The sequence below is a fragment of the Microbacterium sp. FW305-3-2-15-F-LB2 genome (genome assembly GCF_058787255.1).
The window spans coordinates 2,825,602-2,847,144 of record NZ_JBYSZO010000001.1 but is presented as its reverse complement, the minus strand read 5'-3'; the positions used below and the strand labels follow the sequence as shown (position 1 = coordinate 2,847,144).

Genomic DNA, 21,543 nt, shown 5'->3' with positions numbered 1-21,543 from the left:
TATTGTTGCTACGCGAGTGACGCATTGTTGCTGTCACGAGCTGGCTGCCTAAGGGGATCTCGATGATGCGACGACGCGCTTTCTCCACGCTCGGGATGTCCGACGCCCCTCTCGCCGACGTGGTGGCTGTGGCGGCGGAGAGCGGATGGACGGGCGTGGAGGTGGGATCCGCTGCCGACAGGCCGGTCAACATCTCGCTGTCGATGGCTCAGCGGGCCGATGCGCGATCGATCCTGGCCGCCGTCGACCGGGTGTGCCTCGCGACGTACGTGCGTGTCGCCGACGCCGGTGCCACGGACGCCGACGTCCTCGCGCGCGTGCGCGCGGAGGCCGTCCTCGCGCGCGATCTCGACTTCCCGGCGATACGTGTGTTCCCCGGCGGTGCGGATGACGGCGTCCTCGTGCGTCGGCTGCGGGCCGCCGTCGCCGTGTCTCGCGACACCGGGGTGGACATCTGGCTCGAGACGCACGACTCCCACCCCACCGGCCTGTCGGTGGCGCGGGTGCTCGACGCGGTCGACGACGAACGCGTGGGGACGATCTGGGACGTCGCGCATCCCTGGGTGGCGGGGGAGCCGGTGTCGACGACCGCCGCCCTGCTCGCGCCGTGGCTGCGTCACGTCCAGGTCAAGGACGTCGCCGGACGCGGCGACGCGCGACCCGTGCTTCCCGGGCACGGTGGCATCCCGCTCGAAGAGATCCTGCTCCAGCTCGACGCGCGCGCCTACGACGGATACCTCAGCCTGGAGTGGGAGCGTCGGTGGTTTCCCGAACTGCCACCCCTGCGTGACGCACTCTCCGCCGCGACCGTCTGGCTCGCCGCGCATCCCGCGCCCGAGCGCACGCCGGTCTCCGACGTCGAAGGAGCACTCGCCGCGCTCGACCTCGACGAGAAGGTGGCCCTGGTCACGGGCCGGGACTTCTGGTCGACCACCGGGATTCCGCGCATCGGCTTGCGCCCCCTGGTGCTCTCGGACGGCCCCGCCGGGGTTCGCGGGCCGACCATGGACGAACGGCAACCCTCCGTCGTGTTCCCCTCGGCGGGCGCGATCGCCGCGACGTGGGATCCGGCTGTTGCGCACGATGCGGGTCGGGCGCTCGCCGACGAGGCGGTCCGCCACGGGGTGGACGTCGTGCTCGGACCGACGATCAACCTGCACCGCAGCCCGCTCGGCGGGCGCACGTTCGAGTCGTTCTCCGAAGACCCGGTCCTTTCGGGCGTGATCGCCTCGGGCTACGTGCGCGGGCTGCAGGACGGCGGGGTGACCGCGTGTCCCAAGCACTACGTGCTGGGCGACTCCGAGACCGACCGGATGACGGTGTCTGTCGAGGCCGACGAGCGGACGCTGCACGAGCTCTACCTCGCGCCGTTCCGCTCCGCCGTGTCGGCGGGAGCCGGCGCGATCATGAGCGCCTACAACGCGGTCGACGGCGTCACGATGACCGAGAATCGCCTGCTGGAGGACCCGCTCGTCACGTCGTGGGGGTTCGACGGCGTCGTCGTCTCCGACTGGTCTGCGGTGCGCTCGGTCGCCGCCGCGCGCGCGGGCCAGCACCTCGAGATGCCGGGTCCGCGGGGAGCCTGGGGTGAGGCACTGCGGTCCGCCGTGGAGGACGGCGAGGTCTCCCTCGAGGTGCTCGACGAGAAGGTCCGGCGCATCCTTCGGCTCGCCGAGCGCGCCGGGGCCCTCGGGGGAGGCGTGCGCCCCCCGCTGTCGCACCGCGATCCGGGCGCCGTCGCGCGCGCCGTGGTCGTCGGTGGCTCGGTGCTCCTGGAGAACGATGGCATCCTTCCGCTTTCCGCGTCGCCGGAGGCGCCGCTGCGTGTCGCCCTGCTCGGCTCGGGGGCGACACGGCCGCGCGTGCAGGGCGGGGGCAGCTCCGAGGTGTTCCCCGTGAGCGTCACGACCCCGGCAGCCGCGCTTGCGGCGGAGCCCGGCATCCATCTGACCGTCGTCGACGGGACGGTCGCCGGTCGGGTCGAGCCGTTCGCAAGCGACGAGCTCCGCGCGCCGGACGGGACGCCCGGCGCCGTGCGCGCGGTCCTCCGCGACGCCGAGGGCGGCGTCCTCTCCGACGAGCGGCGGTCGACGTCGCGCCTGATCTGGCTGGGCGATCTGCCCGACGCCGCCCGTCATCTCGACGTCGAGTTCGAGGTGCTCCCGTCCCGGACGGGGCGGATGCGGATCGGCATCGACGTCCCGGCGGCGGGGACGCTCCGCATCGACGGCGTCGTCGTGGCCTCGGTCGAGGGCGGGGCCCGCGTCGAGGGTGCCCACATCGAGCACGCGAATCCGCTCCAGGCCGACGTCGACGCGGTCGCGGGACGGGCGGTGCGGGTGAGCGTCTCCGCCGACGCTCCCGAGGACCTTCCGCTTCGCATCCTCGATGTTCGTCTCGGTCGCGCCTACGAGGGAGACCCCGCCGTCGCGCGCGCGGACGCCGTCGCCGCCGCGCGCGAGGCCGACGTCGTCATCGTCTGCGTGGGCACGCCCGTCGGAGCGGAGTCCGAGGGGCACGACCGGGCTGACCTGACTCTGCCGCCCGACCAGGACGCCCTGGTCGCGGCCGCCGTCGCGGCCAATCCCCGCACGATCGTCGTCGTCTCCGCGGGTGGGCCCGTCGAAGTGCCGTGGCGGCACGATGTCGCGGCGGTGCTGCTGACGTGGTTCGGGGGCCAGGAGATCGGTTCTGCGCTGGCGGACATGCTGCTCGGACGCGCCGAACCCGGCGGACGTCTCCCCACCACATGGCCCGCGCGTCTGGCGGACGCCCCGGTGTCGGCGGTCGTGCCGCGCGACGGCGTGCTGCGGTACGAGGAGGGCCTCGACATCGGCTATCGCGCCTGGGCCGGCGCCGATGCCACCCCCGCGTATCCGTTCGGCCACGGACGGGGGTACACGTCCTGGGCGCTGGGAGTGGTGAGACTGGAGCAGTCGAGGGGTCGGATCCACGTCGTCGCCGACCTGACCAACACCGGCCCCCGGCGCGGACGACACGTCCTCCAGGCCTACCTCTCCCGGCCCGACTCGGACATCGAACGCCCGCCGCTCTGGCTCGCGGCGTTCACCGCCGTCGAGGCCGATGCGGGTGTCCGCACCACGATCCGTCTCGAGATCCCGGCGGGAGCGTTCGCGCATTGGTCTCCGCGCGACGGGGAGTGGATGACCGAGCACGGGGCCTTCGCCGTGTCGCTGGGCTTCTCGGCGACAGACGTCCGGTGGACCGGGAGGGTTCACCCGGTCGGGGTGCCGTCGCGAGGCGCCGGCGTGACGGGTGCCGGGGCATGAGGGCGCGTCCTCGCGTCCTGCTGTCGATGTGGGACGACGTCGTGTCGGAGGTGTTCCCGCCGCGGCTGCGGGAGACGCTGCACCGCACGGTCCATCTGCTCGACGACCGCCCGCTGCAGTCCCTCGACGATGCGGTCGCCGCGCACCTTCCCGACGCGGAACTGCTGATCACGAGTTGGGGAGCGGTGTGCGTCGACGATGCCCTTCTCTCCCGGGCGCCGAAGCTCCGCGGGGTGTTCCACGCCGCCGGTTCGGTGAAGAGCGTCGTGGGCGACGCCGGGTGGCGCGCCGGATTGCACGTGACCTCCGCCGTCCGAGTGGGGGCGGGCCCGGTGATCGACTTCACGGTCGCGATGGTGATGCTGAGCGCCCATCGCGCGCTTCCCCTCGCCCAGGAGTATCGCCTCGCCGGCTTCCCCGCGGTACGCGGGCGCCGGGGACGCTTCGGGTTGCGGATCGGGGTCGTCGGCGCATCCGCGATCGGACGCGGCGTGATCGAGCGTCTCGTCGCCGACGGGTGGGATGTCGCCGTCTACGATCCGGTGGTCGATCCCGCGGTCGTGCGGTCGCTGGGCGCGCGTCAGCTCGAGCTCGACGAGCTGTGCCGGACCAGTGACATCCTGACCCTGCACGCCCCGAGCCTGCCCGGCACCCGGGGAATGATCGACGCGCGCCGGCTCGCCTTGCTGCCCGATGGCGCGACTCTCATCAACACCGCTCGCGGTGCCCTGGTCGACCACGACGCGCTGCGCGCCGAGTGCGTGAGCGGTCGATTGGATGCCGTCCTGGATGTCACGGAGCCCGAGCCCCTGTCACCGGACGACGTCCTGCTGCGCCTTCCGAACGTCGTGTGCACGCCGCACGCGGCGGGGGTGCAGGGCAGCGAGATCGGCGAAATGGGGGCCTTCATCCTCGATGAGGTACGGCGCTACCGGAGCGGGCAGCCCCTGATGGGCGCGGTCGACCCGGGCCTTCTGCCGACACTCGCGTAGCGGCGGCGGGTCCGCGACGGCGCGACGGCGCGTCGACGCGCCGCGTGTCCACGTCGGCGGAGGAGCGCGGCCGGCCCTCGATGTCCGCTGTGCGCTTCCCGCGGCATCCCCTCTCGACGACGAACGAAAGACCCGGGCCCCCGCCGCACCGACGCGGTGTCGGTGGGCGGGAGGCCCGGGCCTCGGGCTCAGGGACTACGGGTGCGGGACGAGCAGCTCGTGCTGATCGGCCGGCGTGAGGGACACCGTCACCTTTCCGTCGCCGCCGACGGTGAGGTGCTGGACGGTGCCGTCGACGGTCACGTCGATCGCCCCCGGAGTCAGCTGACCGAGCACGAGGTCGGCGCCGGGCAGATCGTCCGGGAGCACACCGGTGAGGCGGATCCGGATGCCTCCGGACTCGACGCCGAACCGGAGGTTGCGCCGTCCGCCCTGCACAGCCACGCTGATCCCCGCGACGACGGCGGAGGCGGCATCCACGACGGTCAGGACATCCGGGTCGGCCGAGGTGGACGCGCGGCGGACCACCAGGGCGCGGGCATCCGCCTGTGCTCCCGGGACCGAGATCGTCCCTCGTCCGTCGCTGGTCGTCGCGACAGCGACCGTGTCGATCCTCCCCGGGCGGGTGAGGTCGGCACTCAGCTGACCTGTCGCCACCGCCGAGGCCAGGGTCGCAGCATCCGATGCGGAGCGCTGCGGTACGAGCGCCGCGGCGAAGCGGGCCGTCTGCGCCGCCGGGACCGTCGACCGCCACGTCGTGCCGAGCGCGGCCAACGCGTCCGCCGCGTGCGAGAACGTGGCACCGGAGTCGGGCGAGGACTGCAGGTAGCGCGCCGTGACGGTGGCGGATCCGACGGTCTGCGCGATGTCCGATCCGCCGGTGACGTCGGTGACGGTGCCCTTGCTGTGGAACAGCGAGTGCAGGTCCTTCGCGGTGCCGGCCGTGACGTCGTCGAGGATGACAGCCGCCTCCCGATCGAGGAACGCGATCGTCCGGCGCGCGCGGGTGATCCCGGAGGTGCTCGGCGCGGCGTAGAGGCCCGTGACGTCGGCCGCGATGATCGTGTCGTCGCCGAGGCTGCACACCGCCGGGATCGACGCGCGATCCCGCATGTCCGCGTAGGGCTGGGTGAAGCCGCTCGCGCGCTCTCCGGCCTGCCCGACGTCGCTGCCCGCGACGATCGCGTTCGTCTGCTTCGTCAGATACGCGCCGTACGGGGCGTACGACCCGAACACGGCCCCGCCGAACGACATGCTGAAGTGCCCACCGTCGGGGTGGTCGTGTCCGACGTTGATGTAGGTGACGTTGTTCCCGAGGCGGTCACGCCATTGGTTGAGGCGACGGCCGCCCATGACGCCGGCCTTCACGTGGAGTGAGACGTCGGTATTGGCCCAGCCGGAGCGGGATGCCACGACCCCGAGGTCGCTGTACAGCCGTGTCGTCGGACGGTCGTCGAGCCCGGTGGCGGCGAGCGAGTCGTCGAACCACAGGAGGTTCCACGCGTTGTAGAAGAACGACGTCGCCCCCGCGGTACTCGACGTGTACAGCCGGTGCAGGAAGTCCTGGACCTGCTCGTCGCCGTACTTGCCGGCGATCCGCCACAGGAACGGGTTGAAGTAGTACTGGCTGCCGTCGGTGTCGCCGTAGGAGAACTGCGCGGGGAAGCCCGGCAACGACATGTCGACCTTGAACGAGGCCATGCCCGGGAGTTCGGGCTCGGCCCACAGGTCGCCCCCGCCGATGCCGTCGAAGATGTCGACGGCGCGGACGATGTGCTCGTTGCCGTAGACCGCGTACGTGATGCTCTCGTGCTGCGACCCGTCCGGCGAGATCCACGTCAGCACGTGTCGCAACTGGGAGCGGGCGAACTCCAGGCGGTAGTCGTCGCTCTCGCCGGTGTCCGCTGCGCCGTCACCGTAGATCGCGGCGGCGGCGGCGGTGATGCCGTCGACGCGGAAGTGCCGGTGGTTGGGCTGCGGGTCGTTCTTCCAGTAGGCATCCGTCGCGACCGAGGTGTTGCCGAACTGCTCGATGAGGCGGTCGGCCTGCAGCGCGAGCTTGTCGCGGATGGTGGCGCGTTCGGCGGGGGAGAAGAGGTCGTAGCACCAGTCGTACGCGACCGAGACGCCGATGAGGCCAGCGGCGTTGCCCATCGACCCGCCGTTCTCGCCTCCCCACTGGGGGCGGGTGGCGGGGTCGCAGACGTACAGCGTCCAGTTCCGCAGCTTCGTGGAGTAGGTGGAGTTCCCGGTGATGAGGTACGCCATCGCCAGTTCGGGAAGGGTCCAGTACACGGATTGCCACTGATTGTCGTCGCCGTTGCCGGTGATCGTCGGCAGGGCGGCGCGGCCGTTGGCGTAGTTGATCAGGCTGGTGACGAACGGCGCGTACGCGGGCGCGGCGGCTCGACGCTGCAGTTCGGTGAGCGACACTCGCGTGCCGAGGATGAGGCGCGGGTGAACGCCGGCCAACGCCGGATCGATCAGTCCGGTGGCGGGGGGAACGGTGCCCGTGGCCGGGCGGGTGAGGCCTCCTCCGAGGGCGGCGCCTGCGGCGGCGGCACCGACGAGCGATCCGAGGAGCATGGATCGCCGGGAGAAGGCACGACGGGGAAAGGGGGCGGACGGCTCTGTCACATCAAGTCCTTCAGTCGCAGAAACAAAGAGGATTTGTTGCGCAAACTAGCGCGAACAGGAGCCGTGGGTCAAGAGTGCGTCGGATGCCGTGGCCCGCATCACGACCACCATCACGACCGCCGGTGTCGCTGCGACCGGGAACGCCATACAGGACCCCGGGTCTCATCCCGGTATGCGCCTCGAACGGCGCAGGCATGGGCGTGTGTGCTCCCGTTGAGCCGATCGCCGGCCGACCGGGCGCCGTATCCGGTGTTACCGAGATGGGGGCAACCTCTGATAAATAAAGAACTAGCCGACTTGCGCGAATATACGTCTGCGCCTGATGATGCAATCTCCGCTCTCGAATAATTAATTGAGGAAACTTTGACCGATGGTTGCTGAATACTCTGAGGAAGACTTCATTGAAAGCATTTATGAAAATGTCTACATGTCAAGTGTTCGCGGCGTGATCACAATCTTGAAACAGCCTCCCGGCCGCAATCCCCGCAAATCACTTGTCGAAATGAGTGAATGGTTCCTCGCGCTGTCGCAAGAGGATCGCGCGATGGCAGTGCGTGTCATGTGTCAGGTAGCTGACTCCGCAGTATTTGGTTTCTTGTGCGTGCTCGACGGCGCGCGACCGATCACCGATGGATTCAGCCGCGAACTCGTATTGACAATTGCAGGCGAGGGGGAAGAAATCGTCATCTCTCCGGATAAAGACCTCCACGACTACTTCCGGGCGACCGTGGACGAGCGAAACGAAATCCCCGAAATCTGACCACGGGGGCGTCCAGGACCTCGTTCAAGCAGCTGGACGGCACGGTCGGGGCGTGGGGAGTCGGACGAGCAGTCCTTCAGTCGTCGGTGCAGGTTGCCGATCGTTACTTCCGATCGATAGGTGGAAGTGTGCCGCCTCGCGGGTGACGGGCGTGGCGAGAAGTGAGCCCGGCGATCCCACCGAGAGGAGGAGTGGCGGGCTGCGGTCGGGCGGCGGTATTGAGGGGGGCGGAACTTGTTACGACGTCGTGTCGCTCGATTGGGGTGCGTGGAGCGCCGCGCTCACACTCGAAGCTGGGACGAAGGGCCTGGTGCTCACGACGGGCAAGTCACCACGACGACCGGCAAGCGCTGGGCTGCATCCGAGGCGTTCCCCACGGTGCAGCGCCTCGCACGTGCTGCGGGCATCGAAGGGCAAGTGTCGCCGCACGGCCTGCGCCATACCCACGCCACGCTCGCCCTCGACGCGGGCGTGCCCCTCCGCGATCTCCAAGACAGCATGGGCCACGCCGACCCGCGCACCACGCGCCGCTACGACCGCGCACGCGCCCGTCTGGAGCGCAGCAGCGCCTACGCCGTCGCCTCTGCGTTGGCATAACGGGACGAGCCTCGCCCTCGCGGCACGCCGAGATCAGTCGTACCAGTAGCGGGTCATCACGGCGTCAACTATCGAGGTGCACTCGATGTAATGCTCTTCTGCCCGCAGCACCATGGCGAGAACGTCGTCGTACGTCACAGGTGGACGAGCGACGATTCTCGAAACAATCGGACTACTCGAACGGATGTCGTGGAACTGGTCAGGGCTCCACGGAAAAGACGGGTGAGCGAAGAGAGCACGCATCGCGAACGGTTGCACGAGTGCGGCGTCGTCGTGCGCCTTGTGCCAGTCCGCGACGCTAGCGGTGAACGAGTCTTCGACCAATTGCTGCGCGATGGAATGTTGCAGAAACGCGTCAAACTTGCGCGAAGCACCACGGAGCTCGGTGGCAGCCTTCGAGAACTCATGGAGACTTCGCAACTCATCGCTCTCCAAAACATCGGCCCAACTCGCGAGAGGAATGTCTTCTACCAATTTGAGAAGGCCGTCATTCCGGTGAGCGAATTCATCCAGCGAATCCATGATGACGCGCCGGTCCCACGGGTCCAGAAGCTCCGCGCCCACCCGAGGGCGCAGGGCCTCCCACCGCAACTCGATCTCCCGGCGTTCCTTTTTCTTTGCTGCGCGGGCCTGCGTCCACGCGAGGATCAAACCGACCGTGAGGCCCGTGAAGACGCCGACGATCAGGTCTGGCACGAAAGAGCCCCAGTTCGACGCCACATCCGGCCCGGGTGTGTCGAAGATTGGAATCGGCAACATCCGGTGAGCTTATCTATGGACTAGAGCGCGCCGCGCAGCAGATCGGCGGCGCGGCCCTCTACGGCTTGGAACGCCTCGCGCACCTGCAGGTAGTGGGCCCAGGCGTCGCCGAGGGCGTCGCCCGGGTTCTTGCCCGCTTGAATGCGCTTGCCGTCGTCGATAAGGGCGAGCATTGGCTCGCTCTCGGACATCTTGGCCGTCGCCTCCGCGATCCAAGCGAGCAGTTCCTCGTCGCCCACGATCAGGCGTAGCTCGCCTCCGGTGCGGGTGATCGCCAGCGAATGCTCACGGATCGTCTTGCCGCTATCGGTGTCGGGCCACTCCAGCCAGAACGTCCGGTCCTTCGCGTTCTTTTGGAAGAACGGGACCATGTTCCAGTTGGCGTCGGCCCACTGCGTGCCCGCCTCGACGAACTGCGCCAGCAGGGCGCGGGCGTCACGACGCCGATCCTCGCGGCGAGCGGCCGCCGCCTGGGTACGGCTATAGCGATGGGTCAGTACGACACCGACGACGCCAGAGGCCAGAGTGAAGGCCCCCGTCAGTCGCGCCACCCACACGGTCTCCGACATGCGCCTGACCCTAACTCCAGCGAGCAGCCGCCCCCTGTATTGACGTTGCTCTGCCACGCTGGGCGGATGTCCAAGTCCTCCCGTCCTACCCGCGCCATGCTCGCCGCCATCGGGGAGGTGGCCGCGGAGTCAGCGCGCGTCGAAGACCTGATGCGCGAGTTGTTCTCGCAGTTGATCGACTCGCCCTACGGTGCCGTGATTACCGCAGGAGAAGACCTCTCGCGCGTCTGCCAGATGTGCGCCCGGGTAGCCCAGTACAACCTCGCCCTGACAGACGAGCAGGTCGACCAGCTCGGCGCGATTATCAACGCGATTGACGCCCTCAGGGACGAACGGAACTACTTCGTTCACAGCCGCTGGGAGTACGTGCCGTCCGTGCGTCAGCACATCGGCGTGCGCAGTCAGCGACCGTCCACTCGCCCGAATGGCACCGACGTAGACAAGCTTTACTACTGCACCCCCGGCGATGCTTTGGAGATCGCCGTGGGCTTCCGCACGGTGGCTGACGGCATCGAACGCTATAGCGACCAGACGTTCCCTGATTGGGCGAGGCACCGGCTCGCGCGGCGAGCGAACTGGAAGAAGATGAACGCCTTCACCGAGCGGATGCTGAGCGGCTTCCTGGCGAAAGAACCCCCGCCCGTCGTGTGACACATGCACCCACGACACCGCACGCGACGGGCGTCTAGCTACCGGCGCTGCTCCGCCCCACCGTGAACGCCACGAGAACGACGACGACGCCCTCGCTCGATCCACGGACCCAGGCCATCAACCTGGGCCTTCAGCGCGGCACATAGGGTCTCGGAGTAACGGTCGCGGTAGTACATGGGCAGACGCTACGGTCGACCCCCGACACTGCTGTGCTGGCGCGTGAATCCCTCGCCTTGCTCACGCGCGTCATCAGGGCCGTGTTGCACTGGCCATGGGCCCTCGTTGTGGAGCGCGGAATGCCCCTGAAATGCCCCGCCGACGCAGAATGTCCGCAAGAATGAGACAAGGCCTGGTCCGGATTACTCCGATGACCAGGCCTTTCACTGTCTCAACACAGTGTGCGCCCGAAGGGACTCGAACCCCTAACCTTCTGATCCGTAGTCAGATGCTCTATCCATTGAGCTACGGGCGCAGGGCCTCCGCGCGAAACGGCGCGCAGGCCGTGGTCCAGCATAGACGGGAACCGCGTGCAGGTCTAATCGGCGCGGAAGCCGCCACATCTCGGGCGTGGCGAGCGGGTGACCGGACAGTGAAGCGGACGCGACGTACGCTGGACGGATGAGCGCCTACGTCTCGGCGTTCGAGCTGTTCTCCATCGGAGTAGGACCCTCGAGCTCCCACACGGTCGGCCCCATGAGGGCTGCCGCAGAATTCGCCGCGCGGCTGCGCTCCACCCGAGCGCTCCAGAACGTGGCATCCGTCTCCTGTGCCCTCTACGGATCGCTCGGCGCGACCGGCATCGGGCACGGCACGCCCGACGCGGTCGTCGCGGGACTCCAGGGCCTTCACCCCGAGACGGTCGATCCGGATGCCGTGCGCCGGGCGTGGTCGGGCTGGCCCGCCGGCCAGACGCTCGCGCTCGCCGGCAGCCACGGCATCCCGTTCTCGAAAGAGGACATCGTGCTCGCGCCGCGTACGCGACTGCCGGGGCATCCGAACGCGATGACGCTCCTCGCACGCGACGCCGACGGCACGATCCTCGCGGAAGAGACGTACTACTCGGTCGGCGGCGGGTTCATCCGCCGCGAGGGCGAGCCGCCGCGGGTCGCTGCCACCCCCGTGCCGTTCCCCTACACCGACGCGGCGACGCTCCTCGCGCTGTGCGACGAGCACGGCATCACCATCGCCGAGGCCGCGCGGCGGAACGAAGAGGCGCTGCGGTCCGACGAGGAGATCGCCGAAGGGCTCGACCGGATCTGGGATGCCATGGCCTCCTGCGTCAACGCCGGACTCCGGCACGACGGGGTGCTGCCCGGCATCCTGAAGGTGAAGCGCCGCGCCTCGGTCATCCGTGCGCAGCTCGAGGAGATCCAGGCCGAGGGGCATCGCGAGCTGCCGGGGGAGTGGCTCGGCGCGTTCGCGCTCGCCGTGAACGAGGAGAACGCCGCGGGCGGGCGCGTCGTCACCGCTCCCACGAACGGCGCGGCCGGCATCCTCCCCGCGGTGGCGATGTACTGGTGGCGGTTCCTCGCCGACTCGGGGCTCGGCGTCGGCAACGCCGTCACCCCGCACGGTGAGCTGGTCGGGAGTGCCCTGCTCGGGTTCCGCGGGCAGGCGGCAACTCCTGACGAAGCTGCCGGGTGGGACGACGCGCACGTGGCCGAGGCGAACCGACGCCGAGGGATCCGGAGATTCCTGCTGACGGCGGCGGCCCTGGGGTCGCTGTTCAAGAACAACGCGTCGATCTCGGGAGCCGAGGGTGGATGCCAAGCCGAGGTCGGTTCCGCGTGCGCCATGGCCGCGGGAGGACTGACGGCGGTCATGGGCGGCACGAACCGGCAGATCGAGAACGCCGCCGAGATCGCGATGGAGCATCACCTCGGGCTCACGTGCGACCCGGTCGGCGGGCTCGTGCAGATCCCCTGCATCGAGCGCAACGCCATCGCCGCCTCGACGGCCGTGACCGCCGCTCGCCTCGCGCTGCGCGGCGACGGCACGCACTACGTGTCGCTGGACACCGTGGTCGAGACGATGCGGCAGACCGGCATCGACATGTCGACGAAGTACAAGGAGACGAGCGAGGGCGGCCTCGCGGTCAACGTCATCGAGTGCTGACGCGGGGCCTGGTCCGCGGGGAGACCCGACTCCGCCGAAAGCGCACGATCGGGCCGACAGCACACGTCGCGGACGGCCCGAACGGGCGCTCTCGCGCGGAACGTGTGCCTTCGCGGCGTCGGGGGCGCGCGCCGGGTGCGCGGCGCGGCGCGGCGGGATGCCGAGGACGAAGGGTCAGCGCTCGTCGCGCAGCTTCGCCGTGAGGGCCTGGAGCTGTGCGAGCTCGGCGTCGTCGAGGCGCGCCATGCGGTCGGCGATCGTGTTGCCGTGCGCGGTCGCGAGGCGGCGGAAGGCGATGGCCCCGGCCTCGGTCGCGGTGACGAGCGAACCACGACCGTCCTCGGGGTCGGCGCACTTGGTCAACAGGCCGCGCGCGACCATCCGGTCGACCAGCCGCGAGACGCTCGGCTGGCTGATCAGCATGTTCGACGTGACGTCGCGCAGTCGCGCGGTCATGCCGCGGCGGCGCGTCACCGTCAGGAGCACGTCGTACTCGGCCTGTGAGAGCTCCGAGCACTCGAAGTCGGTGCGGATGTCCTCGAACACCTCGTGCTGCGCGCGGAACAGGCTCTCCCAGGCCTGGACGGCGAGGCGACGATCGGTCATGCACTCAGGGTAGAGGCGTCCAGGCCCATCGGGGCGGCGCCACGTCCATGTCAGTGAATACAGGTAAGGGCCGGTCGAAGCGGCATCCGACCGGCCCTCTGCACCAGAGTGTCCTGCAATCACATGTCGGTAGCCGCCACAGCAAAACAGCTACCGTGCGATGACTCTATAACGGTGAGGTAACGGAGGGGAAGAGGTCTCCGTGATCTTTTTGTGACTTTCTCACGTGCGCTGCGCGTCGCTCGGGTTCGTTCCCCCGGCGCGCCGGGACTCGAGGGCGAGCGGATGCCGAGGCGGGAGTAGTGTCGCGTCATCGATCGCCGATGGGGGCTTCGTGCGTTCTCCTCTCCTCTCGCCGCGCGCCACCCTCGGTGTCGTGATCGCGACCGTCGTCGCGCTCGCGACCGCGCTGGCCATGGCGATGCCGGCGCTCTCCGTAGGTGCGGCCGACGCGGGCGCGCGCAGTCTGCTGGCCTCGCGGTCCGGGGAGGACACCGGGATCGACCTCTCGCTACCGCGCGACGCCGACCCTCAGGCGCAGAATGCCGTGGTCCGTGAGGTCATTGCCGCGACCTTTCCGACGCGCGCGTCGGTCGCCGTGGACACGGTCGAGACGACCGGGCTCGTCGACGCGGGTGGTCGGCGGGCCTACCTGGCCGCAGACATCGGCGAGACGCCCCCGCTGCCGCTTAACGCCGGGCGCTGGCCCGGCGGCCCCGCGGAGGCTGCGATTCCCGCCTCGCTCGCGGAGTCCTGGGGAGTGGGTGTCGGGGACACGATCGCTCTCGGCTCGCGCACCGTCACGATCGCCGGTGTGTGGCGCGCGTCCGCCGAGGCGGCGGATCGGTGGTTCGGTGTCCGCGACGAGTTCGCCCGCAGCGGCGGTGCCGGGCCCGTGCTCGTGACGCCCGATGTGCTCGACGCGGTCGCCGAGGATCAGGCAACGGATCGACGCGTGCACTGGACCGTGCGCCCCCGCCCCGACGAGCTCGGCCTCGCGACCCTCACGGCCTCGGTGCGTGCGGGACAGGCGTTACCGGATGCCGTCGCTGCGGCCGGGGTGGCCACCGACGACGTCGCCACGACCGGACGTCTGCTGCCGACCGCGCAGCTCGCCTCCGCGCGGGCCGCGGTTCTGGGTGCCACGGAGCCCCTCGCGCTCGCGTCGGCTCTCCTCACCGCGCTCGCGGTGCTCGTCGTCTTTGCGGTGCTCGTCGTCGGGGCGACGGCGGCGGAACGGCGCCTTCGCTGGGCCAGGGTGCCCCCGCGCCGCGCATCGTGGCGGGGGAGGCGATCCGCTGGGTCGTGCCCGGCGCGATCGGCGCCGCGGTCGGTGCCGTCGGCGTGCTCGCGGCGACCCCCGACCCCGGGCCACTCGTTCCCACCGCGGCGATGATCCTGCTCGCCGGCACGCTCGCGCCGGGGCTCCTCGTGGCCCTGCTCGTCTCCGCGGACGTCCGCGCGCTCCAGAACACGGACCCCGCGGTCAGTGGATCCCCCCGGTGGGCGGTCGGGGTTGCGGCATCCGTCTTCGTGCTCGCCGCCGCGCTCTCGGCTGCGCGCCTGCTCTCGCTCGGATCTCCCCTCGGGCCGACCCGCGGCACGGCGACGTCCGACCCGATCGCGGTCGCCGCGCCGGCCGCGGTGCTGCTCGCCCTCGTGGGGATCCTCGTCGTCGTACCGGTTCTGGGGCTGCGTCGGGGCTGGGAGAGGCTGGCCCGACGGGGCGGGGCGAGCAGGATGCTCTGGGCGATGCGAGTGGCGCGACGTCCGCTCGCCGTGACCGCGTCGGCGATGCTCGTCGGCGCCGCCATCGGACAGCTCGGGATCGCGGCGGTGTACCAGAGCTCATGGGGGAACGCCTACGCGTCCGCGCTCGCCGCGCAGGAGGGCACCGCCTATCGTGTCGCGACGGACGCGTCCGACCTGACGTCGGACGCCCTCGCGCGGCTCGCCGCATCCCCCGGGATCGCCGGGGTCGCGCCCGTGTGGAGCGAGGACACGTCGATCGCGGCCCGCCCCGCGTCGGTAATCATGGCGGCGCCCGCCGCGATCGCCGCCCTGGGGGATCCGGCCGTCGGCGACCTCGGACGCCTCGTCGACGCCTCCCGCGGCGACGCGCCCGGGCCGATCCTCCCGACGGCGGCCCGGACGGTCCGTGTCGACGTCGCCACCCGCGGCACCGCAGCCGTGGCGGATGCGCTGATCCTGGAGGACGCGTGGGCACGGACGGTATCGGTATCCCCTGGGCCCGAGGGCGGATTCTCTCTCCCGCCCGTTTCGGCGGCCGTCGGCGGTGCGTGGCGGCTGGCCGCGGTCGAGCTGGCGTTGACGGGCACGGGCGACGCGGGCGGGCAGGTCTCGCTCACCTCCGTCACCGTCGACGGCGAGCCCGTGGACCTGGGGTCCCTCGTCCTGCCCGTCGACGTCAGCACCGACGCGCTCGCGCTTCAGGCCGATCCGGGCCCACCGGTGGCGGTGTTCGACTCCGCGACGACGCGCGTGCGTTTCGTGCCGGTAGGCCCGGTTCCGCCCGCGGTGGTGTCTCGCGCCTTCGCCGATGCGGCGGGGGTCGACGAGGGCGACACCCTCCCGCTCTCGCTCACTCCCGATGGACGTTCCTCCGCCGTCCGGATCGCCGCCGTGGTCACAGCGATCCCCGGAGCACCGTCCGATTCGGCCGTCTTCCTCGACGCGACGGCCGTCGTCGCTGACCGGCTCACGGCGCAGTCCGCCCTGCCCTCGACCGACGACGCGTGGCTCGCCCTGGTTCCGGGCACCTCCCCGGACGAGATCGCCGCAGCCCTGCCCGACGACGGGCGGCTCTCCGGCACCGCGGCCGACGACGGGAGAGGAGTCCTCGCCGCGGCCGTGACGATGTTGTGGTGGGGGGCGGCGGGAATGGCCGTCCTCGCCCTCGTCGGGCTCGCTGCTGCCGGCGCGGTCGTCCGGCGGTCTCGGGTACTCGAGGCCGCCTCGCTCCGCGCGGCCGGAATGGATGCCGTCGCCCGCCGCCGCCTTCGGATCGGCGAGCAGATCGGAGCCGTCCTCGCCGGCGTCGTCGCCGGGGCGGTCGCCGCCGCCGTCACCGCCGTGACCCTCCTGCCGGCCATGGTCACGGGCGCACTCCCGAAGCCCGTTGCGGTGGCGGTGGTCGTCGATCCGTGGACGACCGGCATCCCGCTGGCGGCCTTCTCTGTCGCTGCCCTGGCCGTCTCGCTCGCCCTCGCGGTCCGCGACGACGCGCGGGCCCGGGAGGCGATGCAATGACGCTCGCGTGGCACGTGCTCCGCCCGCACCGGGCCGCCTGGGTCCTCGTCGCGGTCGCGGTGGCGGTCGTCGTGGCATCCCTCGTCGTCGTCCCCCGGTACCTCGACGTCGTCGCGGACCGCCGTCTCGATCTCGCGCTCGCGGACGGATCCGAGGCCGCCACGGTCGTGTGGAGCGCGGACCTGGATGCGGAGTTTCTCGGCGCGGACTCCGTGGACGGCATCGCCTCGGCCCTCGCCGCCTACCCGGACACCGTCGGCGTGCCGCTGCGGCAGACGCTGGGGGCGCCGCGGTGGATCCTCGCCTTCCCCGACGTGACGGCCGCGGCTCCGGACGGGCACTTCGTGCGTCTCCGCTGGGGGTCCGCCCCCGCGCTGCAGCAATCGTGGAGGGTCGTCGAAGGAACCGCGCCGACGGCCTGGACGGGAACCGGACCGGTCGAGGTGGCGATGGAGCGCGAGGTCGCGGATCGGCTGGGTGCTACGACGGGCACGACCTACGTCGCGACCGAGGCGACGGCGGTGGTCACCGCGATCGTCGACTCCGACCGCGCCCTCCCCACCACTCAGGGGGTGTTCGCGCACCCCACGTCGGAGCGGGTGAGCGGCACCGACGACCTCCTGACCGGCGGGGCCTACGTCGATCCCGGCTCCGTCCCGGCGCTCGCGGATGCCCTGGCCCGTGCGCAGCTGGTCGCGGCGTTCCCCGTCAGGGGCGGAAGCGTGACGGCTTCCGACGTCACCGGACTCGAGCGCGCGGCCGACAAGGCCTCCACCCAGGGAGCGAGCCTGCCGAACGGGTACCCGGTCACGGTCTCGAGCAGACTCTCGGCTCTCCTGCACGACCTGGAGTCGGAGCAGAGGGCGCTCGAGACGCTCGCGGCCCTGCTGATCTCGGCGCCGTGGGGCGGGGCCGTCCTGGTGAGTGTGGTCGCGGTCGTCACCGCGGAGCGGCGGCGGAGGAACGAGCGGATGCTGCTGTCGGCACGCGGCGCAAGTCGCGGCCGGATTGCCCGGATGGCGGGCGGCGAGATGCTGATGGCATCGATTCCGGGCGCGCTGCTGGGGTGGGCTCTGGCGCTCGCCGCCGTACCCGATGTCCCGCCCTCCGGACTCCCGATGGTCATCGTCGCGGCAGCCGCTTGCGCGATGCTGTCGGCGGGTGTCGCGGTCGTCGCGACAAAACCTCGCGGATTCCCCCGACTCGTGCGCACCGCGGCGGAGGGCGTCCTCCTCATCCTCACCGTGGTGACCGTCGCCCTCTTCGTCACGCGCGGACTCCCCGAGACGGGGTCTGATGCGCTCCTGGCCGCGACGCCGCTGCTGATCGCGCTCGCCGCGAGCGCGGTGCTGGTGCGGGGCATCGGGCTCGTGCTGATCCCGTGGTCTCGTCGGTCGTGGCGCGGACCGCGCATCGGCGTGTCGCTCGCCCTCGCCCGCATCGCGCGGGGTGGAGGCCGGTTCCTGTCCGTCGCCGGCGTGGTGATCGCGGTGGCCACCCTCACCTCGGCGGTCGGTCTTCTGTTCGTCGCGGGTGCCGGCGTCGCACGCGCGGCGGAGCAGACCGTGGGAGCCGACGTCCGGGTCTGCGGCGGCGCGACGGGGGTCGCGGAACCCGACGCGGCGGGTGCGGTGGCCCAGCTGCGCACGCTGTCCGGCATCCCCGTCACCGACGACGGGCGGTTGCGTGCGGTGACGGTGCTCGCGGCCGACATCGCGGACCTCCACTTGGTGCAGCCGGAGATCCCCGACCTTGCCGCGTCGGGCGCCGCCGAGCCGCTCGTGCTGTCCGCGTCCGCCGCGCAGCTGCTCGACGGCGACCTGCAGGTGGGCGGCCGTCCCGTCTCCGCGGCGGCTGTGGTCCCGGATGCCACGCTCCCGACGAACGAGGGGACGTGGGTGCTCGTCGGCGACGCTTTCGCCGACGCGCTGGACGCGCCCGCCGACTCGGTCTGCGACCTCATCCGTGCTCGACCGGGCGCCGACGTGGCGACACTGGCGGCTGACGTGCGCGCGGATCGTCCGGGTGCCGACGTCGTCGATGTGGCATCCGAGAGCGCCCGACGGACCGCGGAGCCGACGGTGTCGGCCTTGGCCGGGGTCCTGACGGGGGCGTCGGTCGTCGCGCTTCTTGCGGCGCTCGCCCTCGCGGTGTTCGACTCCGTCGGGTCGGCCGCGGACCGTGGACGCACGCGATCCGTCCTGTCGATGATCGGGGCGGATCGTGTGCGAGGACTCGTGCTCGCCGAGGCCGTGCCGATCACCGCGACGGCCGCGATCGTCGGGTGGGGTGTCGGGTGGGCGGTCATCACGGTCGTCGTCGGTTCGAGCGGGGTGGGGGACAGGCTCGGCATCGCCGTGGACATTCCGGCGATCGCGGTACCGGCGACGGCGGGAGCGGCGGCCGTGGTGGCGATCGCGGCGATGGGAGCGACCGTGGGGACTGCGATGCTGGCCGCGCGGCGACGAGGACGACGTGACGAGAGGCAGGAATGAAGATGGCCCCATCCGCACCGGAGATCGAATGTGTCGACCTCGTCCGCATCTACCGAGGTGCGGGTGTCGAGGTGCAGGCGTTGCAGGGACTGAATCTGCGGGTCGAGCGCGGCGAGCTGACCGCGATCGTCGGTGCGTCCGGGTCGGGCAAATCCACGCTCCTCGCGATCCTGTCGGCGCTCGACACCGCCAGCGCCGGCAGCGCCCGCGTCGCGGGGCACGATCTGCTCGCGCTGTCGTCACGCCAGCGCGCCGAGTACCGGCGGACGACGGCGGGCTTCGTCTGGCAGCAGACGGGGCGCAACTTCCTCCCGCACCTGACGATCGGCGAGAACCTCGACCTGACACTGTCGGTCGGCCGCGTCCCCCGCGCGAAGCGCGCGGCGCGGGCGGCGGAGGTGCTCGATCTGCTCGGGGTCGCCGCCGTCGTCGATCGACGCCCCGGGCAGGTGACCGGGAGCGAGCGCCAGCGCGCCGCGATCGCCCTCGGCCTGGCCAATGGGTGCCGAGTCCTCTTCGCGGACGAACCCACGGGGGAGCTGGACGATGCGAGTTCCGCGCAGGTGCTCGAAGCGTTGCGCGAGGTGAACGAGCGGTCGGGGGTGACGGTTCTCATCGTCACGCACGACGCCGGTGTCGCCGATCATGTGCGCCGGACCGTCGGCATCCGCGATGGTCGGACAGCGGTCGAGGTGTGGCGCGGAGGGGATGCCGGAGCAGGTGCGCGGGAGTACGCGGTGCTCGACCGGGCGGGGCGCCTGCAGCTGCCCAAGGAGCACATCGACCGCCTGGGTATGCAGGACCGGGTGCGACTGCAGCTGGAGACCGACCACGTCCGGGTCGAGCCGGCGGAGCAGGAGGAGACGTGATGGCGAGCGAGACGATTCGGCTCACGGGCCTGACACGGAGCTACGGGGTAGGCGCCGCGGAGACGACGGCTCTCGTCGACGCGACGGTGACGGCGCGGGCGGGTGAGTTCGTGGTTCTCCGCGGCCCGTCGGGCTCGGGGAAGACGACTCTCCTGCGCCTCGCCGCCGGTCTCGACGAACCCGACGCGGGGGAGTCGTGGATCGGCGGCCGTCGGGTGACGGGAGCGTCGGAGAGCGAGGTGGCGGAGCTGCGGCGCACCGTCTTGGGATATGTCGACCAGGAGTTCCCGCTCGTGGCGTTCCTCACCGCGTCCGAGAACATCGAGTTACCGCTGCGTGCTCGCGGTGCGGCGGCACGCGAGCGCCGCTTCCGCGTGGCAGAGATCCTCGAGGCCGTGGGGTTGTCCGACCACGCGGCACAGCGCCCGGACGAGCTCTCCGGCGGCCAACAGCAACGGGTCGCGGTGGCCCGCGCGCTCGTCCACCGCCCGAGGGTCGTTCTCGCGGACGAACCGACCGCTCAGCTGGACAGCACGACCGCGGCATCCGTCGTCGGTCTGATCCGCGAACGGGCGCGACGGGACGGGATGACCGCTCTGGTCGCCTCGCACGACCCGATCGTGGCGGAGGCGGCGGACAGGGTCGTCGAGATCCACGACGGTCGGCTCATCGGGGGAGCATGACGTGCGACGCCGCGGGAGATCAGCGCCCGCGCACGTGGTTCCACTGCGTGATGACCTCGGAGCCGTGCTCGAACCCGAGCTCGCTGACCGCCGAGGTCCCGAGCACGAAGTAGCGGCCGCCCGCGGCCGTGAGGCCGAGCCAGACGCCGGCGAGCGCCCTCAGGAAGTGCGCGTGCGAGAACAGGAGCACCTGCTCGCCGGCGCGGACTCGCGGACGTAGCTCGTCGAGGAGGGACTCGGCGCGGGCCGTGACCTGTTCGACGGTCTCGCCGGGCGTGGCGCCCGCGGGGGCACCGGCCTGCCAGATGGTCCAGGGGCGGCCCAGCTGCGCGGTGATCTCGGGGGTCGTGAGGCCTTCGTAGGCGCCGTAGTCCCACTCGACCAGGCGCGGCTCGATCTCGGCCTGCGGGTACCCGGCACGCGCCGCGGTCTCGACCGCCCGCTCCAGGGGGCTCGTGAGCACGCGATCCCAGTGCCGTGTCGCCAGCAGGGTCCCCGCGAGTTCGGCCTTGTACGCGCCCGTCTCGGTCAGGGGGATGTCGGTGAGCCCCGTGTGGCGACCGGTGCGGCTCCACTCGGTCTCGCCGTGACGCACGAGCACGAGGCGCCCGTCGGGGTCGGTCAGATCCTCATCTTTCACGTGCCCATCCTCCCGCGTCCGCGACGGGTGCGGCCGCGATGGGTGTGGCCGCGGTGGGTGCGGCCGGGGTTGGGGCGGCCGGGGTTGGGGCGGCCGCGGTGGGTGTGGCCGCGGTGGGGGCGGCCTCGGTTGGGGGCGCGGTTGTGTCGGCCGCGCGGGGTGGGTGCGGCCGGGTGGGTGCGGCCGCGGCGGGGGCGGCCGCGGTTGGGGCGGCCGCGCAGAAGCACCACCACTCGCAGCACAGCCGCACCGCGAGTCGATTCGCAGCCGAACCACCAGCACACCACCGTCGCGCCACCCGCCGATCTGATGAACCAGTTATGAATCACGAAAACATAACGGCGCCCTCTTCCTCTCCGTTACCTCACCGTTATAGAGTGCTGGCACGGTAGTTGTTTTGCTGTGGCAGCTACCGACATGTGATTGCAGGACACTCTGGTGCAGGGATAAGGGCCGGTCGACACTCCTCGACCGGCCCTTCGTCTGTTTGCGGACTCATCACGGCCCCGATCGTGGAGCGCGCCCGAAGCGACCCCCCCGGGCGAACCCCCGGCAGCGACACGCCCGGAGTGACACCCCCGGAGTGACACGCCCGGAGTGGCACCCCGGG

At 71.1% G+C, this 21,543-nt stretch carries 16 protein-coding genes and 1 tRNA gene; 11 read left to right on the top strand and 6 right to left on the bottom strand.

What is annotated here, in order from left to right; genetic code table 11:
• Positions 1-62: 62 nt before the first annotated feature.
• Both AC3WLZ_RS13840 and AC3WLZ_RS13835 read left to right on the top strand, forming a co-directional pair.
• A complete protein-coding gene (locus tag AC3WLZ_RS13840; RefSeq protein WP_492470419.1) occupies positions 63-3,290 on the top strand; it encodes a glycoside hydrolase family 3 C-terminal domain-containing protein in 3,228 nt (1,075 codons plus the stop codon).
• Entirely contained in the window at positions 3,287-4,282 is a 996-nt protein-coding gene (locus AC3WLZ_RS13835) for a hydroxyacid dehydrogenase (protein WP_492470418.1), read from the top strand. The genes AC3WLZ_RS13840 and AC3WLZ_RS13835 overlap by 4 nt, the downstream gene beginning before the upstream one ends.
• 195 nt (positions 4,283-4,477) lie before the next feature.
• Here AC3WLZ_RS13835 and AC3WLZ_RS13830 read toward each other — a convergent pair whose 3' ends face one another.
• Positions 4,478-6,919 (bottom strand): DUF4962 domain-containing protein, encoded by a 2,442-nt coding sequence (locus tag AC3WLZ_RS13830; protein WP_492470417.1) that lies wholly within the window; start codon positions 6,917-6,919, stop codon positions 4,478-4,480.
• A 370-nt stretch (positions 6,920-7,289) separates the two neighbouring features.
• On the opposite strand from AC3WLZ_RS13830, the gene AC3WLZ_RS13825 reads away from it, so the two are divergent.
• Together AC3WLZ_RS13825 and AC3WLZ_RS13820 are read left to right on the top strand one after the other, a co-directional pair.
• Positions 7,290-7,679 (top strand): hypothetical protein, encoded by a 390-nt coding sequence (locus AC3WLZ_RS13825; RefSeq protein WP_492470416.1) that lies wholly within the window; start codon positions 7,290-7,292, stop codon positions 7,677-7,679.
• 267 nt (positions 7,680-7,946) lie between these two features.
• Entirely contained in the window at positions 7,947-8,276 is a 330-nt protein-coding gene (locus AC3WLZ_RS13820; protein WP_492470415.1) for a tyrosine-type recombinase/integrase, read from the top strand.
• Between the two features lie 33 nt (positions 8,277-8,309).
• On the opposite strand, the gene AC3WLZ_RS13815 is transcribed toward AC3WLZ_RS13820, so the two are convergent.
• Both AC3WLZ_RS13815 and AC3WLZ_RS13810 read right to left on the bottom strand, forming a co-directional pair.
• Positions 8,310-9,035: a hypothetical protein gene (locus AC3WLZ_RS13815; protein WP_492470414.1), complete on the bottom strand. Its 726-nt coding sequence runs from the start codon at positions 9,033-9,035 to the stop codon at positions 8,310-8,312.
• Between the two features lie 20 nt (positions 9,036-9,055).
• On the bottom strand, positions 9,056-9,604 hold the full coding sequence (locus AC3WLZ_RS13810; RefSeq protein WP_492470413.1) for a hypothetical protein: 549 nt from the start codon (positions 9,602-9,604) through the stop codon (positions 9,056-9,058).
• A 66-nt stretch (positions 9,605-9,670) separates the two neighbouring features.
• Here AC3WLZ_RS13810 and AC3WLZ_RS13805 point away from each other — a divergent pair, with 66 nt between their 5' ends.
• Positions 9,671-10,255, top strand: coding sequence for a hypothetical protein (locus AC3WLZ_RS13805; protein ID WP_492470412.1), 585 nt, complete (start codon positions 9,671-9,673; stop codon positions 10,253-10,255).
• 399 nt (positions 10,256-10,654) lie between these two features.
• Here the strand turns inward: AC3WLZ_RS13805 and AC3WLZ_RS13800 are convergent.
• Positions 10,655-10,727, bottom strand: a tRNA-Arg gene (locus AC3WLZ_RS13800).
• A gap of 146 nt (positions 10,728-10,873) precedes the next feature.
• Here AC3WLZ_RS13800 and AC3WLZ_RS13795 point away from each other — a divergent pair.
• Entirely contained in the window at positions 10,874-12,370 is a 1,497-nt protein-coding gene (locus AC3WLZ_RS13795) for an L-serine ammonia-lyase, iron-sulfur-dependent, subunit alpha (protein WP_492470411.1), read from the top strand.
• 174 nt (positions 12,371-12,544) lie between these two features.
• On the opposite strand, the gene AC3WLZ_RS13790 is transcribed toward AC3WLZ_RS13795, so the two are convergent.
• The gene (locus tag AC3WLZ_RS13790) at positions 12,545-12,976 is read right to left on the bottom strand and encodes a MarR family winged helix-turn-helix transcriptional regulator (protein WP_492470410.1); all 432 of its coding nucleotides are present in this window, start codon (positions 12,974-12,976) and stop codon (positions 12,545-12,547) included.
• Positions 12,977-13,310: 334 nt separating this feature from the next.
• On the opposite strand from AC3WLZ_RS13790, the gene AC3WLZ_RS13785 reads away from it, so the two are divergent.
• From AC3WLZ_RS13785 to AC3WLZ_RS13765, 5 genes are read left to right on the top strand one after another with little or no spacing between them, the layout of a single operon-like run.
• Positions 13,311-14,372 (top strand): hypothetical protein, encoded by a 1,062-nt coding sequence (locus AC3WLZ_RS13785; protein ID WP_492470409.1) that lies wholly within the window; start codon positions 13,311-13,313, stop codon positions 14,370-14,372.
• The gene (locus tag AC3WLZ_RS13780; protein WP_492470408.1) at positions 14,282-16,246 is read left to right on the top strand and encodes a hypothetical protein; all 1,965 of its coding nucleotides are present in this window, start codon (positions 14,282-14,284) and stop codon (positions 16,244-16,246) included. Before AC3WLZ_RS13785 ends, AC3WLZ_RS13780 begins: the two co-directional genes overlap by 91 nt.
• On the top strand, positions 16,243-18,741 hold the full coding sequence (locus tag AC3WLZ_RS13775) for a hypothetical protein (RefSeq protein ID WP_492470407.1): 2,499 nt from the start codon (positions 16,243-16,245) through the stop codon (positions 18,739-18,741). The genes AC3WLZ_RS13780 and AC3WLZ_RS13775 overlap by 4 nt, the downstream gene beginning before the upstream one ends.
• Positions 18,738-19,610 (top strand): ABC transporter ATP-binding protein, encoded by an 873-nt coding sequence (locus tag AC3WLZ_RS13770; RefSeq protein WP_492470406.1) that lies wholly within the window; start codon positions 18,738-18,740, stop codon positions 19,608-19,610. The genes AC3WLZ_RS13775 and AC3WLZ_RS13770 overlap by 4 nt, the downstream gene beginning before the upstream one ends.
• A complete protein-coding gene (locus AC3WLZ_RS13765; RefSeq protein WP_492470405.1) occupies positions 19,610-20,293 on the top strand; it encodes an ABC transporter ATP-binding protein in 684 nt (227 codons plus the stop codon). The genes AC3WLZ_RS13770 and AC3WLZ_RS13765 overlap by 1 nt, the downstream gene beginning before the upstream one ends.
• Before the next feature lie 19 nt (positions 20,294-20,312).
• Here AC3WLZ_RS13765 and AC3WLZ_RS13760 read toward each other — a convergent pair whose 3' ends face one another.
• Positions 20,313-20,933, bottom strand: coding sequence for a histidine phosphatase family protein (locus tag AC3WLZ_RS13760; RefSeq protein WP_412925478.1), 621 nt, complete (start codon positions 20,931-20,933; stop codon positions 20,313-20,315).
• Between the last annotated feature and the right edge of the window lie 610 nt (positions 20,934-21,543).

Excerpts from the sequence above, each read along its gene's own strand:
- AC3WLZ_RS13840 (WP_492470419.1), top strand. The coding sequence starts at position 63 with ATGATGCGACGACGCGCTTTCTCCACGCTCGGGATGTCCGACGCCCCT.
- AC3WLZ_RS13835 (WP_492470418.1), top strand. The coding sequence starts at position 3,287 with ATGAGGGCGCGTCCTCGCGTCCTGCTGTCGATGTGGGACGACGTCGTG.
- AC3WLZ_RS13825 (WP_492470416.1), top strand. The coding sequence starts at position 7,290 with ATGGTTGCTGAATACTCTGAGGAAGACTTCATTGAAAGCATTTATGAA.
- AC3WLZ_RS13815 (WP_492470414.1), bottom strand. The coding sequence starts at position 9,035 with ATGTTGCCGATTCCAATCTTCGACACACCCGGGCCGGATGTGGCGTCG.
- AC3WLZ_RS13810 (WP_492470413.1), bottom strand. The coding sequence starts at position 9,604 with ATGTCGGAGACCGTGTGGGTGGCGCGACTGACGGGGGCCTTCACTCTG.
- AC3WLZ_RS13805 (WP_492470412.1), top strand. The coding sequence starts at position 9,671 with ATGTCCAAGTCCTCCCGTCCTACCCGCGCCATGCTCGCCGCCATCGGG.
- AC3WLZ_RS13795 (WP_492470411.1), top strand. The coding sequence starts at position 10,874 with ATGAGCGCCTACGTCTCGGCGTTCGAGCTGTTCTCCATCGGAGTAGGA.
- AC3WLZ_RS13790 (WP_492470410.1), bottom strand. The coding sequence starts at position 12,976 with ATGACCGATCGTCGCCTCGCCGTCCAGGCCTGGGAGAGCCTGTTCCGC.
- AC3WLZ_RS13775 (WP_492470407.1), top strand. The coding sequence starts at position 16,243 with ATGACGCTCGCGTGGCACGTGCTCCGCCCGCACCGGGCCGCCTGGGTC.
- AC3WLZ_RS13770 (WP_492470406.1), top strand. The coding sequence starts at position 18,738 with ATGAAGATGGCCCCATCCGCACCGGAGATCGAATGTGTCGACCTCGTC.
- AC3WLZ_RS13765 (WP_492470405.1), top strand. The coding sequence starts at position 19,610 with ATGGCGAGCGAGACGATTCGGCTCACGGGCCTGACACGGAGCTACGGG.